Source organism: Pseudomonas sp. B23(2017), assembly GCF_002113725.1.
GTDB lineage: Bacteria > Pseudomonadota > Gammaproteobacteria > Pseudomonadales > Pseudomonadaceae > Aquipseudomonas > Aquipseudomonas putida_Z.
In genome coordinates this window covers 187725-203702 of the sequence record NZ_NEJM01000009.1, presented here as the reverse complement: position 1 = coordinate 203702, position 15978 = coordinate 187725, and the positions used below count along the sequence as shown (strand labels likewise).

Genomic DNA, 15978 nt, shown 5'->3' with positions numbered 1-15978 from the left:
GGTTTTTTCCGGTCGTCGATACGCTTCTCCCAACGCAACATCACAAACACCGGAGATGATCATGACTGGCAAGCTTGAAAACAAAATCGCAATCGTGACTGGCGGAACCTCAGGCATCGGGCTGGCGACCGCCAAGCTTTTCGCTAAACAAGGCGCACGAGTATTCATCACCGGGCGCCGCCAGGCGGAGCTGGACAACGCCGTCGCACAGATTGGTAGCGCAGTCGGGGTTCGAGTGGATTCTTCCAAGCCGGACGAACTTGATGCCCTGTACCAACAGGTGGCCGCAGAGCACGGGCGAATCGATGTGTTGTTCGCAAACGCAGGGGGTGGCTCGATGTTGCCTCTGGGAGACATTTCTGAAGAACATTACTACGACACTTTTGATCGTAACGTAAAAGGCACGCTGTTCACGGTTCAAAAAGCGCTGCCGCTTCTGGCCCAAGGCGCTTCGGTAATTTTGACCGGCTCCACTGCTGCCAGCTCGGGCACACCCGCATTCAGCGTGTACGCGGCCTCCAAGGCTGCGGTGCGTGCCTTCGCCCGTAACTGGATCCTTGACCTTAAAGATCGCAACATCCGGGTCAACACCATCAGCCCCGGCGCGACTCGCACCCCGGGTCTGGTAGACCTCGCCGGACCGGACGCAGCTCAGCAGCAAGGCCTGCTGGACTACCTGGCATCGCAGATTCCCTTGGGGCGCGTCGGCGAGCCTGAAGAGATTGCCAAAGCCGCTCTGTTCCTGGCGTCCAGCGACGCCAGCTTCGTCAACGGGGCCGAACTGTTCGTCGACGGTGGCCAAGCGCAAGTCTAACGAGTAAAGGCCGCGACAAATGCGGCCTTCCCTCACTGTTTGAGGAAGCCTGTCAGTTTCGTCTCGACCGTTCTATGGACATTGGCCCTTAACTCGAAACATCAAGAAATATCTTTGCTGAAATTTCAGTTGTACGACGTCCTATCTACTGTGATCGACTACGCTCCGCTCTCACAAAAAAAACAATGGAGTCACCATGTCGAGCATACCTTCTGTCGAGGGGAAAACTGCCGTAACCCCTCAAAATCGCCTGTCAAAGCTGATCAAATTGCTTGGCCCCGGCGTCATCGCGGTTCTGTCGTGGCTGGGGGCAGGAGATCTGATAACCTCATCTGTCGCCGGGGCGAACTACGGTTACGCCATGATGTGGGTGCTGGCCGTTTCGCTGTTGCTCCGGTACCTGATCGTAAACATCATCGCCCGCTTCCAGCTGTGCAATAACCAAGGGATGACCATTCTGCAGGGCTATGCGCAGCTGCACCCGGTGTTCGCCTGGTTCATGTTGGCCTATGCCCTGTTGATGGGGCACCTGATGAACGCCTACATGATCAAGGGTGCGGGAGAAGCGCTGGCGATGTTGCTGCGGGTCGACTACCCACTGCTGTGCTCCATGGCCGTGGTGCTGGCCGTGTGGATGCTGGTGGGGCGCAACATCTACGCAATGATCGAAGGCGTCATGAAAGTACTGTTGGCGGTGATGACCTTGGCCTTCCTGGCGCTGGCTGTGATGTCCGGCCCTGACGTGGCGGGTATCGTCAAAGGCACCATCGGTTTCAGCATTCCAGCCGATGAAGGCGTTCACGGCGCACTGCTGGTAGCGGTATCGGTGATCGGTGCCGTGGCAGGCTCGGTAGCCAACTTCGTGCACCCCTATGTGATGCGTGAAAAAGGCTGGGTCGGCCCGCAACACAAACGCATCCAGCGCAACGACCTGCTGTTTGCGGTATTCGTCGGTATCGTCATCAACCTGGCGATCTGGATCGTCGGCGCGGAAATCCTGCGGCCCAACGGCATCGAGGTGAAAACGCTTGGCGACCTGGGCAAGGCGTTGGAACTGTTCTTCGGCCCGATCGGCTGGTACATCTTCTTCGTCGGCGTATTCGCCACCTTGTTCGCCAGCATTTCTGGCAAGACCACTGCGTTCCCCATGCTGATCACCGACGCTTTCCAGCATGTGAAGCCCGAGCGGCGCGAACGCTATGGAAAGGAATTCCACAACGACCCGATGCACAAATGGTTCATGTTGTTCATCCTGGTGACGCCACTGGCCTGGTCGATCCCGGGTATGCCCGACTTCGTGAGCCTTACCATCGGTGTCAGCGCGCTGAACATCATCGGCCTGCCGGTGATCTCGCTGGGCCTGCTGATCATGTCCAACCAGAAATCGCTGCTGGGCAAGGCGTACCGCAACAACTGGTTCGAAAACATCGCGCTGGCCTTCGCCACTGGCCTGGCGCTATGGGTAGCCTTCCAGCTGGCAGTGGACCTTATCGCCTGAAGGTAATTGGCGGCCCTGGCTCAATGCTGGCCAGGGCTGACCGGCACTGCGCCTCGGCCTGATACCGGCGTGACCGGTATTTTTCTGCCTGCATTCCATTACGCAGCCTACCACCGGACTTGTTGGTCTGAACTTTGCGGCCCACCTTGGCTTCCCCTGCATATCCATCACGCAAAGATGCCTAGCAGAAGGCTGACATTAGATCTACAGGGGTTCGCAAAATGATCGATCAAGCGACAGGTATGAAATCAGGTGAACGCTATCGCGTGGAAAACGTGGAGCGGGCACATCAGTTCCCAGGTTTCTTCCAGGACGGGAAGTACTACCTCGGCCCTGAACTTCTGACCGCCGTGGGTTGGATCGAGGGCAAGCGTTTCATCTACGACAGCGTGGATGCCGAAGGGGAACCCGTGTTTCCGAACCGGGAGGCTGGCACGGTTGAAGGGCTGACGTTGACCCTGGTCGACGGCACCGCTCTTGAACTCTCTCGGATCGAAGCCAGCGAAACGATCGCGTCAGTTGACGACCAGCCTACGTCTGGCAAAGAGCGGGAATCGCCCCGAGAGGGCTATCCGAGCAGAGGGCCGCTGCGCGGCAAAGTCGTGGTCATCACTGGCGCTTCCAGCGGTATCGGCCGGGCCGCCGCGCACGCATTTGCCTGCAAGGGTGCTCGTTTGGTGCTTGCCGCGCGCGATGAACAAGCGTTGTTCGACGTCCTGGACGAATGCACCGACTGCGGGACGGATGCCATAGCGATCACGACCGATGTCACCCGCAACGACCAGGTGCAAGCGCTGGCCGCACAGGCAGCAGAGTTCGGCCACGGGCGAATCGATATCTGGATCAACAACGCCGGCGTTGGGGCGGTCGGCAATTTCGAAGAAACACCGCTGGAGTCCCACGAGCAGGTCATTCAGACCGACCTGATGGGTTACCTGCGCGGTGCGTTCGTAGCCCTCCCCCTCTTCAAAGCCCAGGGCAGCGGCATCCTGATCAACACGCTGTCACTGGGCAGCTGGGTAGCCCAACCCTATGCAGCCGCGTACTCAGCTAGCAAGTTCGGCTTGCGTGGCCTGACCGAGGCGCTGCGGGGGGAATTGACGGAGTTTCGCGATATCCACGTGTGCGATATCTATCCGGCCGTCATGGACACACCGGGCTTCCGAGACGGCGGCAACTACACAGGCCATGCGCTGACGCCTCCGGGCCCTGTATATGATCCCGAACTTGTGGCGAAGGCCATGGTGGCCTGCGCAATATCACCACGCGCCCACACCACGGTCGGTGCCACGGCCCGCCTGGCGCATCTGGCCAGTTACCTGGTACCAGGTCTGCCTCTGTTATCGGGGTGGCTGACGCGTCGGGGAATAAACCACAGTCCCAAAGCCGAAACATCATCAGGCAACCTCTTTGAGCCGCCGAGTGGCAGAAGGAGTATCGACGGGGGCTGGAGGAAATCAAAAGACAAGACGCCTGTACTGATCGGCGCAGCGGCGCTTGGAATGATCGTAGGTCTTGCAATCACCCTTTCACGACGCAGGAGCTGAACGGCCGTGCCGTCCAACTCGACGCAAGCCAGATCCTTCCAAAAGGTTGGCGAACAAAGCTCTGTGGCGCCACAGTCGCCCGCACGGGTTCTTTCGCGCAACCCGTCGGGCCGAGCAGAAAGCAGTGGAGCAAACGCCCCCCTGCCTGACGTCCGAGTTGAACACAGACTTTCCTGTGTGACGACATGAGGTGAAAGATCATGGCTGACAACCAATCCAATCGTGGCCACCAAGGTGGTACCGCACAGAACAACCCAGGCAACTTTGCCAATGACCGTGAGAAGGCATCGGAGGCAGGTCGCAAAGGCGGCCAGAGCTCTGGGGGCAATTTTGCCAACGACCGTGAGCGCGCCTCCGAGGCTGGACGCAAAGGCGGACAGAACAGCCACGGCGGCGGTCGTGGTAGCGAAAATCGCTAACTTGAAATGAGTTCGGCCAGGGTGCACGGCGCCCTGGCTTTTTTTCAGATTGAACGCAGCGGCCACCACACGTGCCGCGTCGGTTTCAAGCTACACCGAAGCAGTGAGCCGCCCTTTCCACGCTTCGTATCTGGCAAGCAGCGGTTGAACGCTCAATCCGTGCAGCAGAATGCTTAGCGCCACCACCGATAGAACCAGGTTGATACTCTGCGCGGCTGACGTGGCAATCAGCCCGTGATTGAGGGCGTAGAACAGATAGTAGAAGCTGCCGATTCCTCGAATGCCAAACCATCCCAATAGCCCACGCTGCCGGATATCCAGCATTCCTCGAGCCGGGAACAGGAGGATGCTCAAGGGACGAATCAGCAGGAAAAGCGCTGCGGCTACGATCAAGGCCCGCCAGTCCCAATGCTCGATGAGTACTACCCCGAGCATGGTCACCAGAAACACCTCCATTGCCCGTTCGATCAAGCTGCCGAAAGCCAGCATATCCCCCAACATGATGCCTGCTGCCACCTGCGAGTCGTCGAGGCCTTGCACATCACCTTTGACGGCCATCTCCGGCGCCACATGCTGGTGGCCTACCACGGGCTGTACCAAGTGTTCAGCAGCCGGCTCTTCGGGGCCATTGGAGGTCTGAACCTCTGCCTGGCGTAAACCGAGGCCAGCAGCGAACACCGCTAAAAACCCATAGGCCTGAACCGACTCGGCGCTCACGTAAGCCAGCGCAATCAGGGCAAGGGCCAGGTAGTCATTGGGCGACACGGTACTGTCGTCGTTGCGCAGGCGCAAAAAGAGCGTGAGCTTGCCCAGGCCGCGCCCCATCCAGTAACCAAGCAACAGGCCTGCAGTCACTGCCCACAGCATGTCCTTGAACAACCAGTCACTGAACCATGCCTGGCCGGTATCCTGCTGAAGGAACAACCCGAGGATGACGAAGGGGAACGCCACGCCATCGTTGAGCCCTGCCTCGCCAGACAAGCTGAAACGCACCGGATCATCATCCCGGGCATCAACCACCTGTACCAAGGTGGCAAGCACGGGGTCTGTGGGTGCGAGTATCGCCCCGATCAAAACCGATATGCCCCACCCCAGGTTCAGGCCATGATGCAGCACCAGCGTTACCCCACCGATGCAGACCAACATCACCGGCCCCGCCAGGTAGAAGGCGCCCCACCATCTGCGGTCATGCAAGGGCAGGCGCAACTTCAAGCCACTGAAGAACAGCGAAAACAGCACAGCGACTTCGGTGAGGTGCTCCATCCAGCCGCTCGCCTTGCTCAGGTCCAGATGAAGAAAACCCAACCCCGATGTGCCCAGGCCGATACCCAGGGCAAGGCACACCACGGATGAAGTCACAGGGATCCATCGCAGGTAGGAGGATGAGAGCGCCAGTAGCAGCAAGACGGTGCCCAGCATGGCGAACCAGACGATGAAGGTCATCTGCGCACAAGCCTTGAAAGAGTTTTCGACTACATTTTGGACTTTCTGGCGAAACAGGTCGTTCCGCTGCATTGCACGTAACTCATTGGGCAATGTACCCCGCACCGCTCATCGTACCGAATGCAGATTGCAACCAACAAAACCAGGGCCAATCGTTTCAAACCGGTATTAACGTTCTCAACTGCAGGAGCGACTACCGTGCGAGACTTCCCTACTCCGCCCTTCCCCTCCCAGCCTCAAGGCGTCCCCGGTTCTCAGCGGAAGATGGAGCCGTATCCAGACTGCGGAGAGCAGTCGTATACCGGTCAGAACCGACTGGAAGGCAAAATTGCACTTATCACTGGAGCGGACAGCGGTATCGGCCGAGCGGTAGCCATTGCCTACGCCCGCGAAGGAGCCGACGTGGCCATCGCCTACCTCAATGAGCATGAAGACGCGCAAGAAACCGCGCGCTGGGTTAAGGCAGCGGGCCGACAATGCCTGCTGTTGCCGGGGGACTTGGCGCAGAAACAGCACTGCTACGACATCGTCGAAAAGACAGTCGAACAGTTCGGGCGTATCGACATTCTGGTCAATAACGCGGCGTTCCAGATGTCCCACGAAACCCTGGAAGAAATCGACGATGATGAATGGGTAAAAACCTTCGATACCAACATCACCGCCATCTTCCGAATCTGCCAGGCGGCAATCGCTTCCATGCCAAAGGGGAGTTCGATCATCAATACGAGCTCGGTCAACTCCGACGACCCCTCTCCAAGCTTGCTGGCCTATGCAACGACCAAAGGTGCTATCGCCAACTTCACTGCTGGCTTGGCTCAACTACTCGGAAAAAAGGGAATCCGAGTGAACAGCGTGGCACCGGGGCCTATCTGGACGCCTCTGATTCCCTCCACCATGCCAGACGAAGCGGTCAGGAACTTCGGCTCGAAAACACCGTTGGGCCGTCCTGGGCAACCGGTGGAAGTCGCCCCGATCTACGTATTGCTGGGCTCCGACGAAGCCAGTTACATCAGTGGTTCACGTTACGGAGTTACTGGCGGCAAACCGATCCTCTAGAAAATCGTGGGGAAAACCATGCCGTACGGACGCATCCCGTACGGCACCCGGCAGCCATAACGCCTACACAGCGCGCGGATGCATCGGTCATAGCAGCTCGGGGAATGCAGCGCCAAGCAGGCCCGGGTCCTTCAGGATCGATGCGCTGCTGGCGATATCCGGGGCCAACCAACGGTCCTGGGCATACGCCGGGACCCGTTCGCGCAACAACCGCCAGGCAACGTTGGTACCCGCGCCAAAGCGCTGCTCCTTGAGGAACTCGAATGCCTGGGCCGCCAACAGGTATTCGATGGCGAGGATCTGCGTGCAGTTCTCCAGGGCGCGGTGCAGCTTCAACCCGGCATTGGTGCCCATGCTCAGATGGTCCTCCTGCAGGCCGGAGGTGACGTAGTTGTCGACGACTGCCGGTTGTGCAAGCTGACGGTTTTCCGCACACAGTGAAGCGGCCACGTACTGGACAATCATCATGCCCGAATTCACCCCCGGCTGGCTGACCAGGAAGGCCGGCAAGCCGCTTACCAACGGGTTGATCAGGCGATCGAGACGACGCTCGGCAATCGCCCCGATCTCGGCCACCGCGATGGCCAGCAAGTCGGCCGCCATGGCCACCGACTGGCCATGCGGATTCGCCTGGGAAACCACCCGGTACGACTCGGGTGTACCCAGCAGCATCGGGTTGTCGGTGGTGGAGTTGAGTTCGGTTTCGATCTGCCGCGCAGCGTGTTCCAACTGATCGCGCGCGGCGCCATGAACCTGCGGGATCGAGCGAATGCTCAAGGCATCCTGGGTGCGAATGCCTTGGCTGCTGGCAATGATTTCGCTGCCGTCGAGCAGGCGCCGCAGGTTACTGCCCACGCGCTGCATGCCGGGGTGCGGTTTCATCGCGATGATTTCAGGGTCGAAGGCATCGAGCTGGCCGCGCAGGGCCTCGAAACTCATGGCGCTGATAACGTCCGCCCATTGGCTCAACCGCGTGGCATCGTCCAGGGACAGGCAGCTAAGGCCGGTCATGCAGGGGGTACCGTTGACCAGGCACAGGCCATCCTTGGCACCCAGTTTGACCGGCGCCAGGCCGACCTCGGCCAAGGCCTGCTGCGCCGGCATGATCTGGCCGCGATAGCTGACCTGGCCGACGCCCAGCAAGCTGATGCTGATATGCGCCATGTGGGTCAGGTACCCCACCGACCCCTGCTTCGGCACCTGCGGGGTGATGTGCTGGTTGAGCAGGGTCAGCAGCGCCTCGACCACCTTGCGCTGCAGGCCGGAACGGCCCTGGCAGAAATTGATGATCGCCGCACACATGATCGCCCGGGTCTGTTCGTCCGACAGCGCCGTACCCACGCCACAGGCATGGCTGAGCAAGGTGTTGTGCGACAGCTGGCTGAGTTGTTCGTCCTGCAACGAGACATTGCACAAGGCGCCAAGCCCGGTGTTGACGCCATAGGCGCGGTCACCGCTGGAAACGATGCGCTGGACAATGGCCTGGGCGTTCTCGATCCGCGCCCAGGCCGATGGGGCCAGCTCAAGCTTCGCGCCATGCCGGGCCACTGCCACCACGTCCTGCCAACGCACTGGCGCCTCGGCGATGATGATTCTTTCGGCAAACGACATACACGCGTTCCTTAAAGCGAAGCTACGCGACGCTGCACGAAACGATCGACGTATTCGTCCGCAGGCTGGTAGAGGATTTCTTTCGGTGTGCCGACCTGGACCAGGCGACCGTCCTTGAGAATGGCAATCCGGTTGCCGATACGCACCGCCTCGTCCAGGTCGTGCGTGATGAAGACGATGGTCTTGTGCAGGGTCTTCTGCAGCTCCAGCAGTTGGTCCTGCATTTCGGCGCGAATCAGCGGGTCGAGCGCACTGAAGGCTTCGTCCATCAGGATGATGTCGGTGTCGGCAGCCAGGGCGCGGGCCAGGCCGACGCGCTGACGCATGCCACCCGACAACTGGTGCGGGTACGACTTTTCGTAACCCTTGAGGCCCACGGTGTTGATCCAGTGCAGGGCACGCTCTGTGCACATGGCCTTGCTCTCGCCACGGACTTTCAGGCCGTAGGCGACGTTGTCCAGCACGGTGCGGTGCGGCAACAGGCCGAAGCTCTGGAACACCATGCTGATCTTGTGCCGGCGGAATTCGCGCAGGGCCTCCATGTCGTACTGCAGAATGTCTTCGCCATCGACCAGGATCTGGCCGCTGGTCGGGTCGATCAGGCGATTGAAGTGGCGCACCAGGGTGGACTTGCCCGAGCCCGACAGCCCCATGATCACGAAGATCTCGCCGCTGCCGATGGACAACGAGAGATCGTTGACCCCGACCACGCAGCCGGTTTCGGCCAGGACCTGATCCTTGGCTTTTTGCTGGCGGATCAGTTTCAGGGCATCTTCGGCGCGAGCACCGAATATCTTGAAGACATTCTTGACTTCGATCTTGTTCATTGTCTGTCTGGCGCTCATTTGCCCACCCCATGCCGTAGTCGGCCATAGGCCTGGGTAATGCGGTCGATCACGACCGCCAGAATCACGATGGCCAGGCCCGCTTCGAGGCCGCGGCCCACATTCAGGGTCTGGATGCCGACCAAAACGTCTTCACCCAGGCCGCGGGCGCCGATCATCGAGGCGATGACCACCATCGACAGGGCCATCATGGTGGTCTGGTTGATACCGGCCATGATGCTCGGTAACGCCAGTGGCAGCTGCACGCCGAACAGTTGCTGCATGCGATTGGCACCGAAAGCGTTGATCGCCTCCATTACCTCGCCATCCACCTGGCGAATGCCCAGGTCGGTCAGGCGAATCAACGGCGGCGCGGCATAGATGACGGTGGCGAAGATCGCCGGCACCTTGCCCAGGCCGAACAGCATCAGCACCGGTATCAGATACACGAAGCTGGGCATGGTCTGCATGATGTCGAGCAGCGGCATCAACACCGCCCGCAGGCGATCGTTGCGCGCCGACAGCACACCCAGCGGAATGCCGACCAGGACCGATATCAGCGTTGCGACCAGCATCAGCGCCAGGGTCTGCATCAGCTTGTCCCAGAGGCCGACCGCGCCGACCAGGAAGAGCAAGCCGACGATCACGGCAGTGGTCACGACTTTGCGGGTGGCGTGCCAGGCGATACCGGCGACGATGGCCAGCATCAGCCACCAGGGTACTGCGCGCAGCAGGCCTTCGAGGTTGACGATGGCCCACAGCAGGGTGTCGGAGATGTGCCGGAACACGTCACCGTAGTTTGTTACAAGCGCATCGACCCAGCCATTGACCCAGTCGGCAATGGAAAACGTGAAGTTCTTGGGAAACATGGAATTCTCTCGAGCAAGTGCATGAAACGGACTGTCGCGTGCCTTGTCCGGCAGGAGCCGGACGAGCCCACACGCTCAGAGTGCCGCGTCCACCTTTTTGGCTGCGTCTTCGCTGACCCAGCTGTGCCAGACCTCGGGGTGCTCCTTGAGGAACAACTTGGCCAGCTCCGGCGACTCGATGCGATCTTTGCTCATGCGCGCCAGGTTCTGGTTCAGCAGGTCGATCGGCAGATTGACCTTTTCCAGCACCGCCACCAGTTCCGGCGCCTGCTCGTGGAAGGCCTTCGACAGGCCCACTTTGATGGTCAGGGATTTATCCACGCCTGGCTTCTCGTCCAGCTTGACCAGGTCGACCAGGCCCATCAGTGGCGTCGGCGACCAGTAGTAGAACAGGATCGGCTCGCCACGCTTGTAGCTCGACAGCACGGCGGCATCCAGTGCCGGGCCGGTGCCCGGGCGGAAGTTGGTGTAGCTGCTTTCCAGGCCGTAGTGCTTGAGCATCTCGCTGTTGTCCAGCTCGCAGGTCCAGCCGGCCGGGCAATTGTAGAAGCGCCCCTTGTCCGGTTCTTCCGGGTCCTTGAATACCTGGGCGTATTGCCCAAGATCGGCGATGGTCTTGAGGTTCGGTGCCTTGGCTTCGAGTTTGCGCTTGGGGTCGCCTTCGATCACGTAACGCGGCACATACCAGCCTTCGACCGCGCCAACGACCGGCGCGCCGACGCCAACGACCTTGCCGGCGGCCGCAGCCTTGTTCCAGACCTCGCTGCGCCCTACCCACTCTTCGGCAAACACCTGAATGTCGTTGCTGCTCAGGGCGTTTTCCATGGAGATGGAGTTACCCGGCAGGCTGTCGGTTTCACAGCCATAACCATTTTTCAGCACGAACTGCATCACGTCCGTGAGCAGCATCCCGCTTTCCCAGTTCAATCCGGCGAATTTCACCGGTTTGCCAGACTCGCACCAGCCGGCCGCCTGGCTGGCACCAGCGGCCGCCAGCAGCCCGAAAGATAGTGTCGTGGTCAGCAGAGCCTTTGTAATTTTCATTGTGACGCTCCCAAACAAGAACATGGATTGCAGTAGTCGAGGGCATCCGGCCCAAAGAGGGTCGCCAAACTGGCTGATCAGCCTTGCAATCGGCATCGGCGTGGCACCTGTGATCTGTGGCCACTGCACAGAGGAAATATTTCACAACCTCAAAAAAGGATAAAATAATATGTCCTGATGTATCACAACGGAAAAACCTATGAAGTTCACACTGCGACAACTGCGCTACGCGCTCGCAGCGGCCAAGCACGGGAACCTGACGACTGCCGCCATGGAGCTTCATGTTTCGCAGCCCTCCATTTCGGCGGCCATCAGCGAATTGGAAGAGGTGCTGGGCCAATCGATTTTCGTGCGCCAACGTGGCCTCGGCATATCGCTGACCCCGTTCGGGCGTACCGTCATGGTCCAGGCCCGGCGCGTGCTGAGCGAGGCTCGGACCTTTGCCGAGATCAATGCCAATGCGGGAGAGTGTGTCGGAGAGTTGGTGGTCGGGTGTTTTGAAGACCTGGCGCCCTATTGCCTGCCACAGATCGTGCGACGGATGCAGGAGTCCTGCCCGAGGGTCACGGTCGATATGCGCGAAGGCAGCTTCGATTATGTGGGCAAGCGGCTGAGTGAGGGTGCGATAGAGCTGGCGATCACCTACGATCTGGGTCTGCCGCCGAACACTCAATGCACCCAGCTGTGCCAGCTGACCGCTCAGGTACTGCTGGCTGCCGATCACCCGTTGGCCAAGGAGTCGCGCGTCAGCCTCAAAGCGCTATCCGTATACACCCTGGTAGTCACCGATCAGGTCCACAGCTGGCAGCATGTGCTGGATCTGTTCAGCTTCTACGATCTTTCGCCCGCCGCTGTGCACCGCGTGCGCACCTTCGAGATGCAGCGTAGCCTGGTCGCCAACGGGTTTGGCGTGGCACTGATCTACACCCGGCCATTTGGTGACCGCAGTTATGATGGCCAAGCGCTGGTATGCCGGCCGACCGAGGAGAAATTGCCAACGCACAGCATCGTGCTGGCGCATGATCAGCGCTATCCGCTGACGCCTTCGGCTGAGGCGTTCAAGGAGCTGGCGGTGGCATGGTTCGCGGAACGGCCGTCGTTTGCGTCCGAATGAAACTGCCCTCCTCTGCGAGGCGTCATTGCGCTAACGACACCTGGTCTTTCATCATCCCCATCAGTACCTCGTTTTCCAGCGGTTTGCTGAGCAGAAACCCTTGTACTTCATGGCATTGGTCATCGCTGAGCAAGGCCAGTTGCTCGGCGGTCTCGACACCTTCGGCAGTCACCGTCATGCCCATTGCATTGCCAAGGTTGATGATGGCCTGGACCACGCTACGGTCACTGCCGCTCTTGCCCAAGTGCTGCACGAAGCGCTTGTCGATCTTGATGCTGTCGAACGGGTAGGTACGCAGGTAGCCCAACGAGGAGTAACCGGTCCCGAAGTCGTCCATGTTCAGGCGCACGCCCAGCTCCTTCAGTGCAAGCATGGTGTGCAGTGCGCCTTCAACATCGTTGAGCATGACGTTCTCGGTAATTTCCAGCTCCAGGCGGTGGGCTGGCAGCCCGGTGGCGCGCAACGCGTTGCCGACGTCGCGGACCACATCGCTGCGGCTGAACTGGGCCGGCGACATGTTGACCGAGACCATCACCGCCTGCGGCCAGCCCCGCGCCTTGGTACAGGCTTCCTGCAGCACCCAGTTGCCAAGGAGCACGATCAGGTCGGACTCTTCGGCAAGCGGGATGAAACGATCCGGGCGGAGCAAGCCCAGGCGCGGGTGTTGCCAGCGCACCAGGGCCTCGGCCGATGCGATCGAGACCCCATCGACCTTGAAGCGCGGCTGAAAATGCAGCACCAGCTCGCCACGCGGTATGCCCTCGCGTAGCTCGCTTTCCAGCACACGCTTCTCCATCAATGCTGCGTTCATCTGTGCCGAAAAGAATCGCCAGGTGTTCTTGCCCGCCTGCTTGGCGCTGTAAAGGGCCACGTCGGCGTGCCGGATCAGGTCGCTCGGCGTACCGGGGTACTCGGCCGACAGCACTACGCCCAGGCTTACCCCCACTTGCACGACATGCCCTTCGACCTGAATGGGGCGTTTGATCGCCTCGATCACGCGCATGCAGAATCGGTCCATGTCCTGGTGATCGCCTGGCCGGGTCAGCACGACGATGAACTCATCGCCTCCCAGACGCGCGACCAGATCACTGTCGCGGGTAACTTGACCGAGGCGGCTCGCTACCTCGAGCAGCACCGCGTCGCCGGCCGGATGCCCAAGGCTGTCGTTGATTGGCTTGAAGTTGTCCAGATCGAGCATCAGCAGCGCCACCTGGGGTAGCTCAGCGCCAGGGGCTGATTGTTCGAGGAAACGGAACAGCTTGTTGCGATTCGGCAGGCCGGTCAGGGCGTCGTGCAAGGAGAGGTGCTGAATCTGGGCATGGGCGGCCACTTCGTCGGTGATGTCGCTGCAAGTTCCACGAAAGCCGGTACACACGCCCTCGGCCACGATCGCGCGAGAAGCGATCCTGCAGATACGCTGCTGGCCTAGATGGTCCTGGTACTGGCAGCGCAGCGTGCCGGAGGAGCCTGTCGCGGCCAGGCTGTGCAGCGAGGTCCGGAGGTTGCTGGTATCACACGACAGCAACTCGGTAATCGGGCGCTGTCGCCACGCTTCGACGGGGTGCCCGGTGAGTTCGGTGAACCGGTCCGAAAGGTAGGTCAGGCGAAGGAGCACATCCGTTTCCCAGATCCAGTCCGAGGCAGCTTCGGCCACTGCCTTGAAGCGCTCTTCACTTGATTGCAGGGCAACCCTGGAAGTCACCAGAGCACGGTGGCTGCGATCGATCCTGGTGCTGGCGCGGATCGCATAGCGTGCAAACAATGCCATGCTCAGCGCGATGAACAGAACGGCGATAGCCAAGGGCGCGATTACCGTGTGGATCAGTTCGGTGCCGGGCTGCGGTATATCCCATGTCAAGGTGTGGCCGCTGCCTTCGAGTGGCAAGGCACCGCGCCCTTGGCGCTGATCGGCCGAATCGCCCACGGCCAGGCCGGACAGCCCCGCAGCCTGGCCCAGCGGCAAGAGCACCTGTGGCGACAGAACCCGAATGAACACCAACACCGCAGTTGGTCCCGGCGGGCGGGCCGGCTGGGTCTGCGGGCGGATCAGTGCAGCGACGTACACCGCCGGCTGGCCACGAAAGACCAGATAGCCTGAAGACGCCTGATCGTGCTGCGCTGCTTGCCGAGCCTCCTGCAGAATCTTGCCGGCACTGACGGTATGCTGCTCCAGGCCCTGCTGGCTGAGCTTACCGTCCAGTATTGCGTACCGCGTACCGTCGTCATCGAGCACATATACGCCTTCGTACCCATCGGAGGTATAGAGCGTGGCACCGACATTGTCCTCGTCGTATGCCCAATGTGCATCGACCTGCCCGCCCAAGTGATCATAGGCGGCCTGCCAGTTGGCATGGGTCAGCAGGAACGTCTTGTCGTTCTTCTGCAGCTGGGCCATGGCGGATTCAGCATAGAAGCGGCTTTGCTCCACTTCTCGGGCGTCCAGCGCCCCGGCGAGGCGGTAGAGGGAGAACAGCCCCAGCAACAAGGCCAACAGCAGAATCAGGGAAAACGCCACGATCAGTTGCCCGACCACATCACTGCGGGTCGACATTTCATTGTCAGCAAAGACGTCCATTGGTTCACCATCGCGGCCTAGGGTCTACCGGTTGACCGGGCGGCGGGCTTGGAGGTCGATGGAGCTGACGATCGGTGGCTGGCGAAAGGCAACCTAGAGCCTGATAAGGGGCTATGGTCAGTACAGCGCGGAGGCCTGCCAGCGGTGAACGACCGCCAGGATCTGGTGCGTACCGCGGATAACGACCCATAGCTGTCGCTTTGCCCAACGACGATCATTGTGGGAGCGGGTTTACCCGCGAACACCGGCACAGCCGGTGCCATCCACCGCGGCGCCTGCTTCGCGGGTAAACCCGCTCCCACAGGGCCGGCGTCGCACTTGAGATCACACGGTACCTGTGGGAGCGGGCATGCCCGCGAACACCGGCAAAGCCGGTACCATTCACCGCGTCGTCTGCTTCGCGGGCGCGCCCGCTCCCACAGGTACTGCGCTGGCTTCGAGTTGGCGCTGTACCTGTGGGAGCGGGTTCACCCGCGAAGAGGCCCTCAAGCTCAATCACGGCTGCCGCTGGATTTCAACAAAACCCAGGCGCCCGCCAGACACCCGGCACCGCCCCATTCGCGGGTAAACCCGCTCCCACAGGGACGGCGTCGCATTTGAGATCACGCGGTACCTGTGGGAGCGGGCATGCCCGCGAAAACCGGCAAAGCCGGTGCCATCCACCGCGTCGTCTGCTTCGCGGGCGCGCCCGCTCCTACAGGTACTGCGCGGGCTTCGAGTTGGCGCTGAACCTGTGGGAGCGGGTTCACCCGCGAAGGGGCCTCGAGGTCAATCACGGCTGCCGCTTGAGTCCAACAAAGCCCAAACGCTCGTCAGACACCCGGTACCGTCTTCCGCCCAACCAGTTGCTGTCTCTCCACCCCATCCAGCAACGCCTCCACCACCGCCTTGGCCGAATCCAGTCCATGGTCATTGCTCAACAGCAGATCACGACAGGTCCCCTTGGCCAGTTCCAGTGCCTTGAGATTGGTCGCAAACGCCCCTTTGAGCAGCGTAGACAGATGCACCAGCGCATCTTCGTAGTCCACCCCAGAACGCACGGCAAACAATGGCGGATGGCTGCATTCGCACGTGGAGAAACTGGAGGACGCCGTGGTGGCGCGTACGGGAGGATCGGGTAAGCCTTTTGTCATTGTGTCGCTCCTTGATTCACTGGAGCCGCCA

General features: G+C 60.7%; 13 protein-coding genes. 6 read left to right on the top strand and 7 right to left on the bottom strand.

Features of this window, described 5'->3' with window-relative positions:
• The first annotated feature begins 61 nt into the window (after positions 1–61).
• The 4 genes from CAG46_RS16560 to CAG46_RS16545 all read left to right on the top strand — a co-directional run bounded on the left by CAG46_RS16560 (position 62) and on the right by CAG46_RS16545 (position 4278).
• On the top strand, positions 62–814 hold the full coding sequence (locus CAG46_RS16560; RefSeq protein WP_085616347.1) for an SDR family NAD(P)-dependent oxidoreductase: 753 nt from the start codon (positions 62–64) through the stop codon (positions 812–814).
• A 196-nt stretch (positions 815–1010) separates the two neighbouring features.
• Positions 1011–2312 (top strand): Nramp family divalent metal transporter, encoded by a 1302-nt coding sequence (locus CAG46_RS16555; protein ID WP_085616344.1) that lies wholly within the window; start codon positions 1011–1013, stop codon positions 2310–2312.
• A gap of 221 nt (positions 2313–2533) precedes the next feature.
• On the top strand, positions 2534–3859 hold the full coding sequence (locus tag CAG46_RS16550; protein ID WP_085616341.1) for an SDR family oxidoreductase: 1326 nt from the start codon (positions 2534–2536) through the stop codon (positions 3857–3859).
• Positions 3860–4059: 200 nt separating this feature from the next.
• Complete coding sequence (locus tag CAG46_RS16545; RefSeq protein WP_003256807.1) at positions 4060–4278, top strand: general stress protein; 219 nt, start codon at positions 4060–4062, stop codon at positions 4276–4278.
• A 90-nt stretch (positions 4279–4368) separates the two neighbouring features.
• On the opposite strand, the gene CAG46_RS16540 is transcribed toward CAG46_RS16545, so the two are convergent.
• The gene (locus tag CAG46_RS16540) at positions 4369–5721 is read right to left on the bottom strand and encodes a sodium:proton antiporter (RefSeq protein ID WP_085616390.1); all 1353 of its coding nucleotides are present in this window, start codon (positions 5719–5721) and stop codon (positions 4369–4371) included.
• A 198-nt stretch (positions 5722–5919) separates the two neighbouring features.
• Here CAG46_RS16540 and CAG46_RS16535 point away from each other — a divergent pair, with 198 nt between their 5' ends.
• Positions 5920–6777 (top strand): SDR family oxidoreductase, encoded by an 858-nt coding sequence (locus tag CAG46_RS16535; RefSeq protein ID WP_085616339.1) that lies wholly within the window; start codon positions 5920–5922, stop codon positions 6775–6777.
• Positions 6778–6864: 87 nt separating this feature from the next.
• Here CAG46_RS16535 and hutH read toward each other — a convergent pair whose 3' ends face one another.
• From hutH to CAG46_RS16515, 4 genes are all read right to left on the bottom strand, one after another.
• A complete protein-coding gene (gene hutH, locus CAG46_RS16530; RefSeq protein ID WP_085616337.1) occupies positions 6865–8388 on the bottom strand; it encodes a histidine ammonia-lyase in 1524 nt (507 codons plus the stop codon).
• Positions 8389–8399: 11 nt separating this feature from the next.
• Positions 8400–9233 (bottom strand): glycine betaine/L-proline ABC transporter ATP-binding protein, encoded by an 834-nt coding sequence (locus tag CAG46_RS16525; protein ID WP_085616335.1) that lies wholly within the window; start codon positions 9231–9233, stop codon positions 8400–8402.
• The gene (locus CAG46_RS16520; protein ID WP_085616333.1) at positions 9230–10081 is read right to left on the bottom strand and encodes a proline/glycine betaine ABC transporter permease; all 852 of its coding nucleotides are present in this window, start codon (positions 10079–10081) and stop codon (positions 9230–9232) included. Before CAG46_RS16520 ends, CAG46_RS16525 begins: the two co-directional genes overlap by 4 nt.
• 75 nt (positions 10082–10156) lie before the next feature.
• Positions 10157–11125 (bottom strand): ABC transporter substrate-binding protein, encoded by a 969-nt coding sequence (locus CAG46_RS16515; protein WP_015270114.1) that lies wholly within the window; start codon positions 11123–11125, stop codon positions 10157–10159.
• Positions 11126–11324: 199 nt separating this feature from the next.
• On the opposite strand from CAG46_RS16515, the gene CAG46_RS16510 reads away from it, so the two are divergent.
• Positions 11325–12239 (top strand): LysR family transcriptional regulator, encoded by a 915-nt coding sequence (locus CAG46_RS16510; protein ID WP_085616331.1) that lies wholly within the window; start codon positions 11325–11327, stop codon positions 12237–12239.
• A 22-nt stretch (positions 12240–12261) separates the two neighbouring features.
• Here the strand turns inward: CAG46_RS16510 and CAG46_RS16505 are convergent, their stop codons facing one another.
• Both CAG46_RS16505 and CAG46_RS16490 read right to left on the bottom strand, forming a co-directional pair.
• Positions 12262–14814 carry an EAL domain-containing protein gene (locus tag CAG46_RS16505; protein ID WP_085616329.1) on the bottom strand — a complete coding sequence of 851 codons (2553 nt, stop codon included), beginning with the start codon at positions 14812–14814 and terminating at the stop codon, positions 12262–12264.
• 812 nt (positions 14815–15626) lie between these two features.
• Complete coding sequence (locus CAG46_RS16490) at positions 15627–15863, bottom strand: hypothetical protein (protein WP_015270586.1); 237 nt, start codon at positions 15861–15863, stop codon at positions 15627–15629.
• Between the last annotated feature and the right edge of the window lie 115 nt (positions 15864–15978).

Coding starts and splice junctions, on each gene's coding strand:
- CAG46_RS16525 (WP_085616335.1), bottom strand. CDS start 9,233: ATGAGCGCCAGACAGACAATGAACAAGATCGAAGTCAAGAATGTCTTC.
- CAG46_RS16550 (WP_085616341.1), top strand. CDS start 2,534: ATGATCGATCAAGCGACAGGTATGAAATCAGGTGAACGCTATCGCGTG.
- CAG46_RS16555 (WP_085616344.1), top strand. CDS start 1,011: ATGTCGAGCATACCTTCTGTCGAGGGGAAAACTGCCGTAACCCCTCAA.
- CAG46_RS16515 (WP_015270114.1), bottom strand. CDS start 11,125: ATGAAAATTACAAAGGCTCTGCTGACCACGACACTATCTTTCGGGCTG.
- CAG46_RS16520 (WP_085616333.1), bottom strand. CDS start 10,081: ATGTTTCCCAAGAACTTCACGTTTTCCATTGCCGACTGGGTCAATGGC.
- CAG46_RS16560 (WP_085616347.1), top strand. CDS start 62: ATGACTGGCAAGCTTGAAAACAAAATCGCAATCGTGACTGGCGGAACC.
- hutH (WP_085616337.1), bottom strand. CDS start 8,388: ATGTCGTTTGCCGAAAGAATCATCATCGCCGAGGCGCCAGTGCGTTGG.
- CAG46_RS16505 (WP_085616329.1), bottom strand. CDS start 14,814: ATGGACGTCTTTGCTGACAATGAAATGTCGACCCGCAGTGATGTGGTC.
- CAG46_RS16545 (WP_003256807.1), top strand. CDS start 4,060: ATGGCTGACAACCAATCCAATCGTGGCCACCAAGGTGGTACCGCACAG.
- CAG46_RS16540 (WP_085616390.1), bottom strand. CDS start 5,721: ATGACCTTCATCGTCTGGTTCGCCATGCTGGGCACCGTCTTGCTGCTA.
- CAG46_RS16510 (WP_085616331.1), top strand. CDS start 11,325: ATGAAGTTCACACTGCGACAACTGCGCTACGCGCTCGCAGCGGCCAAG.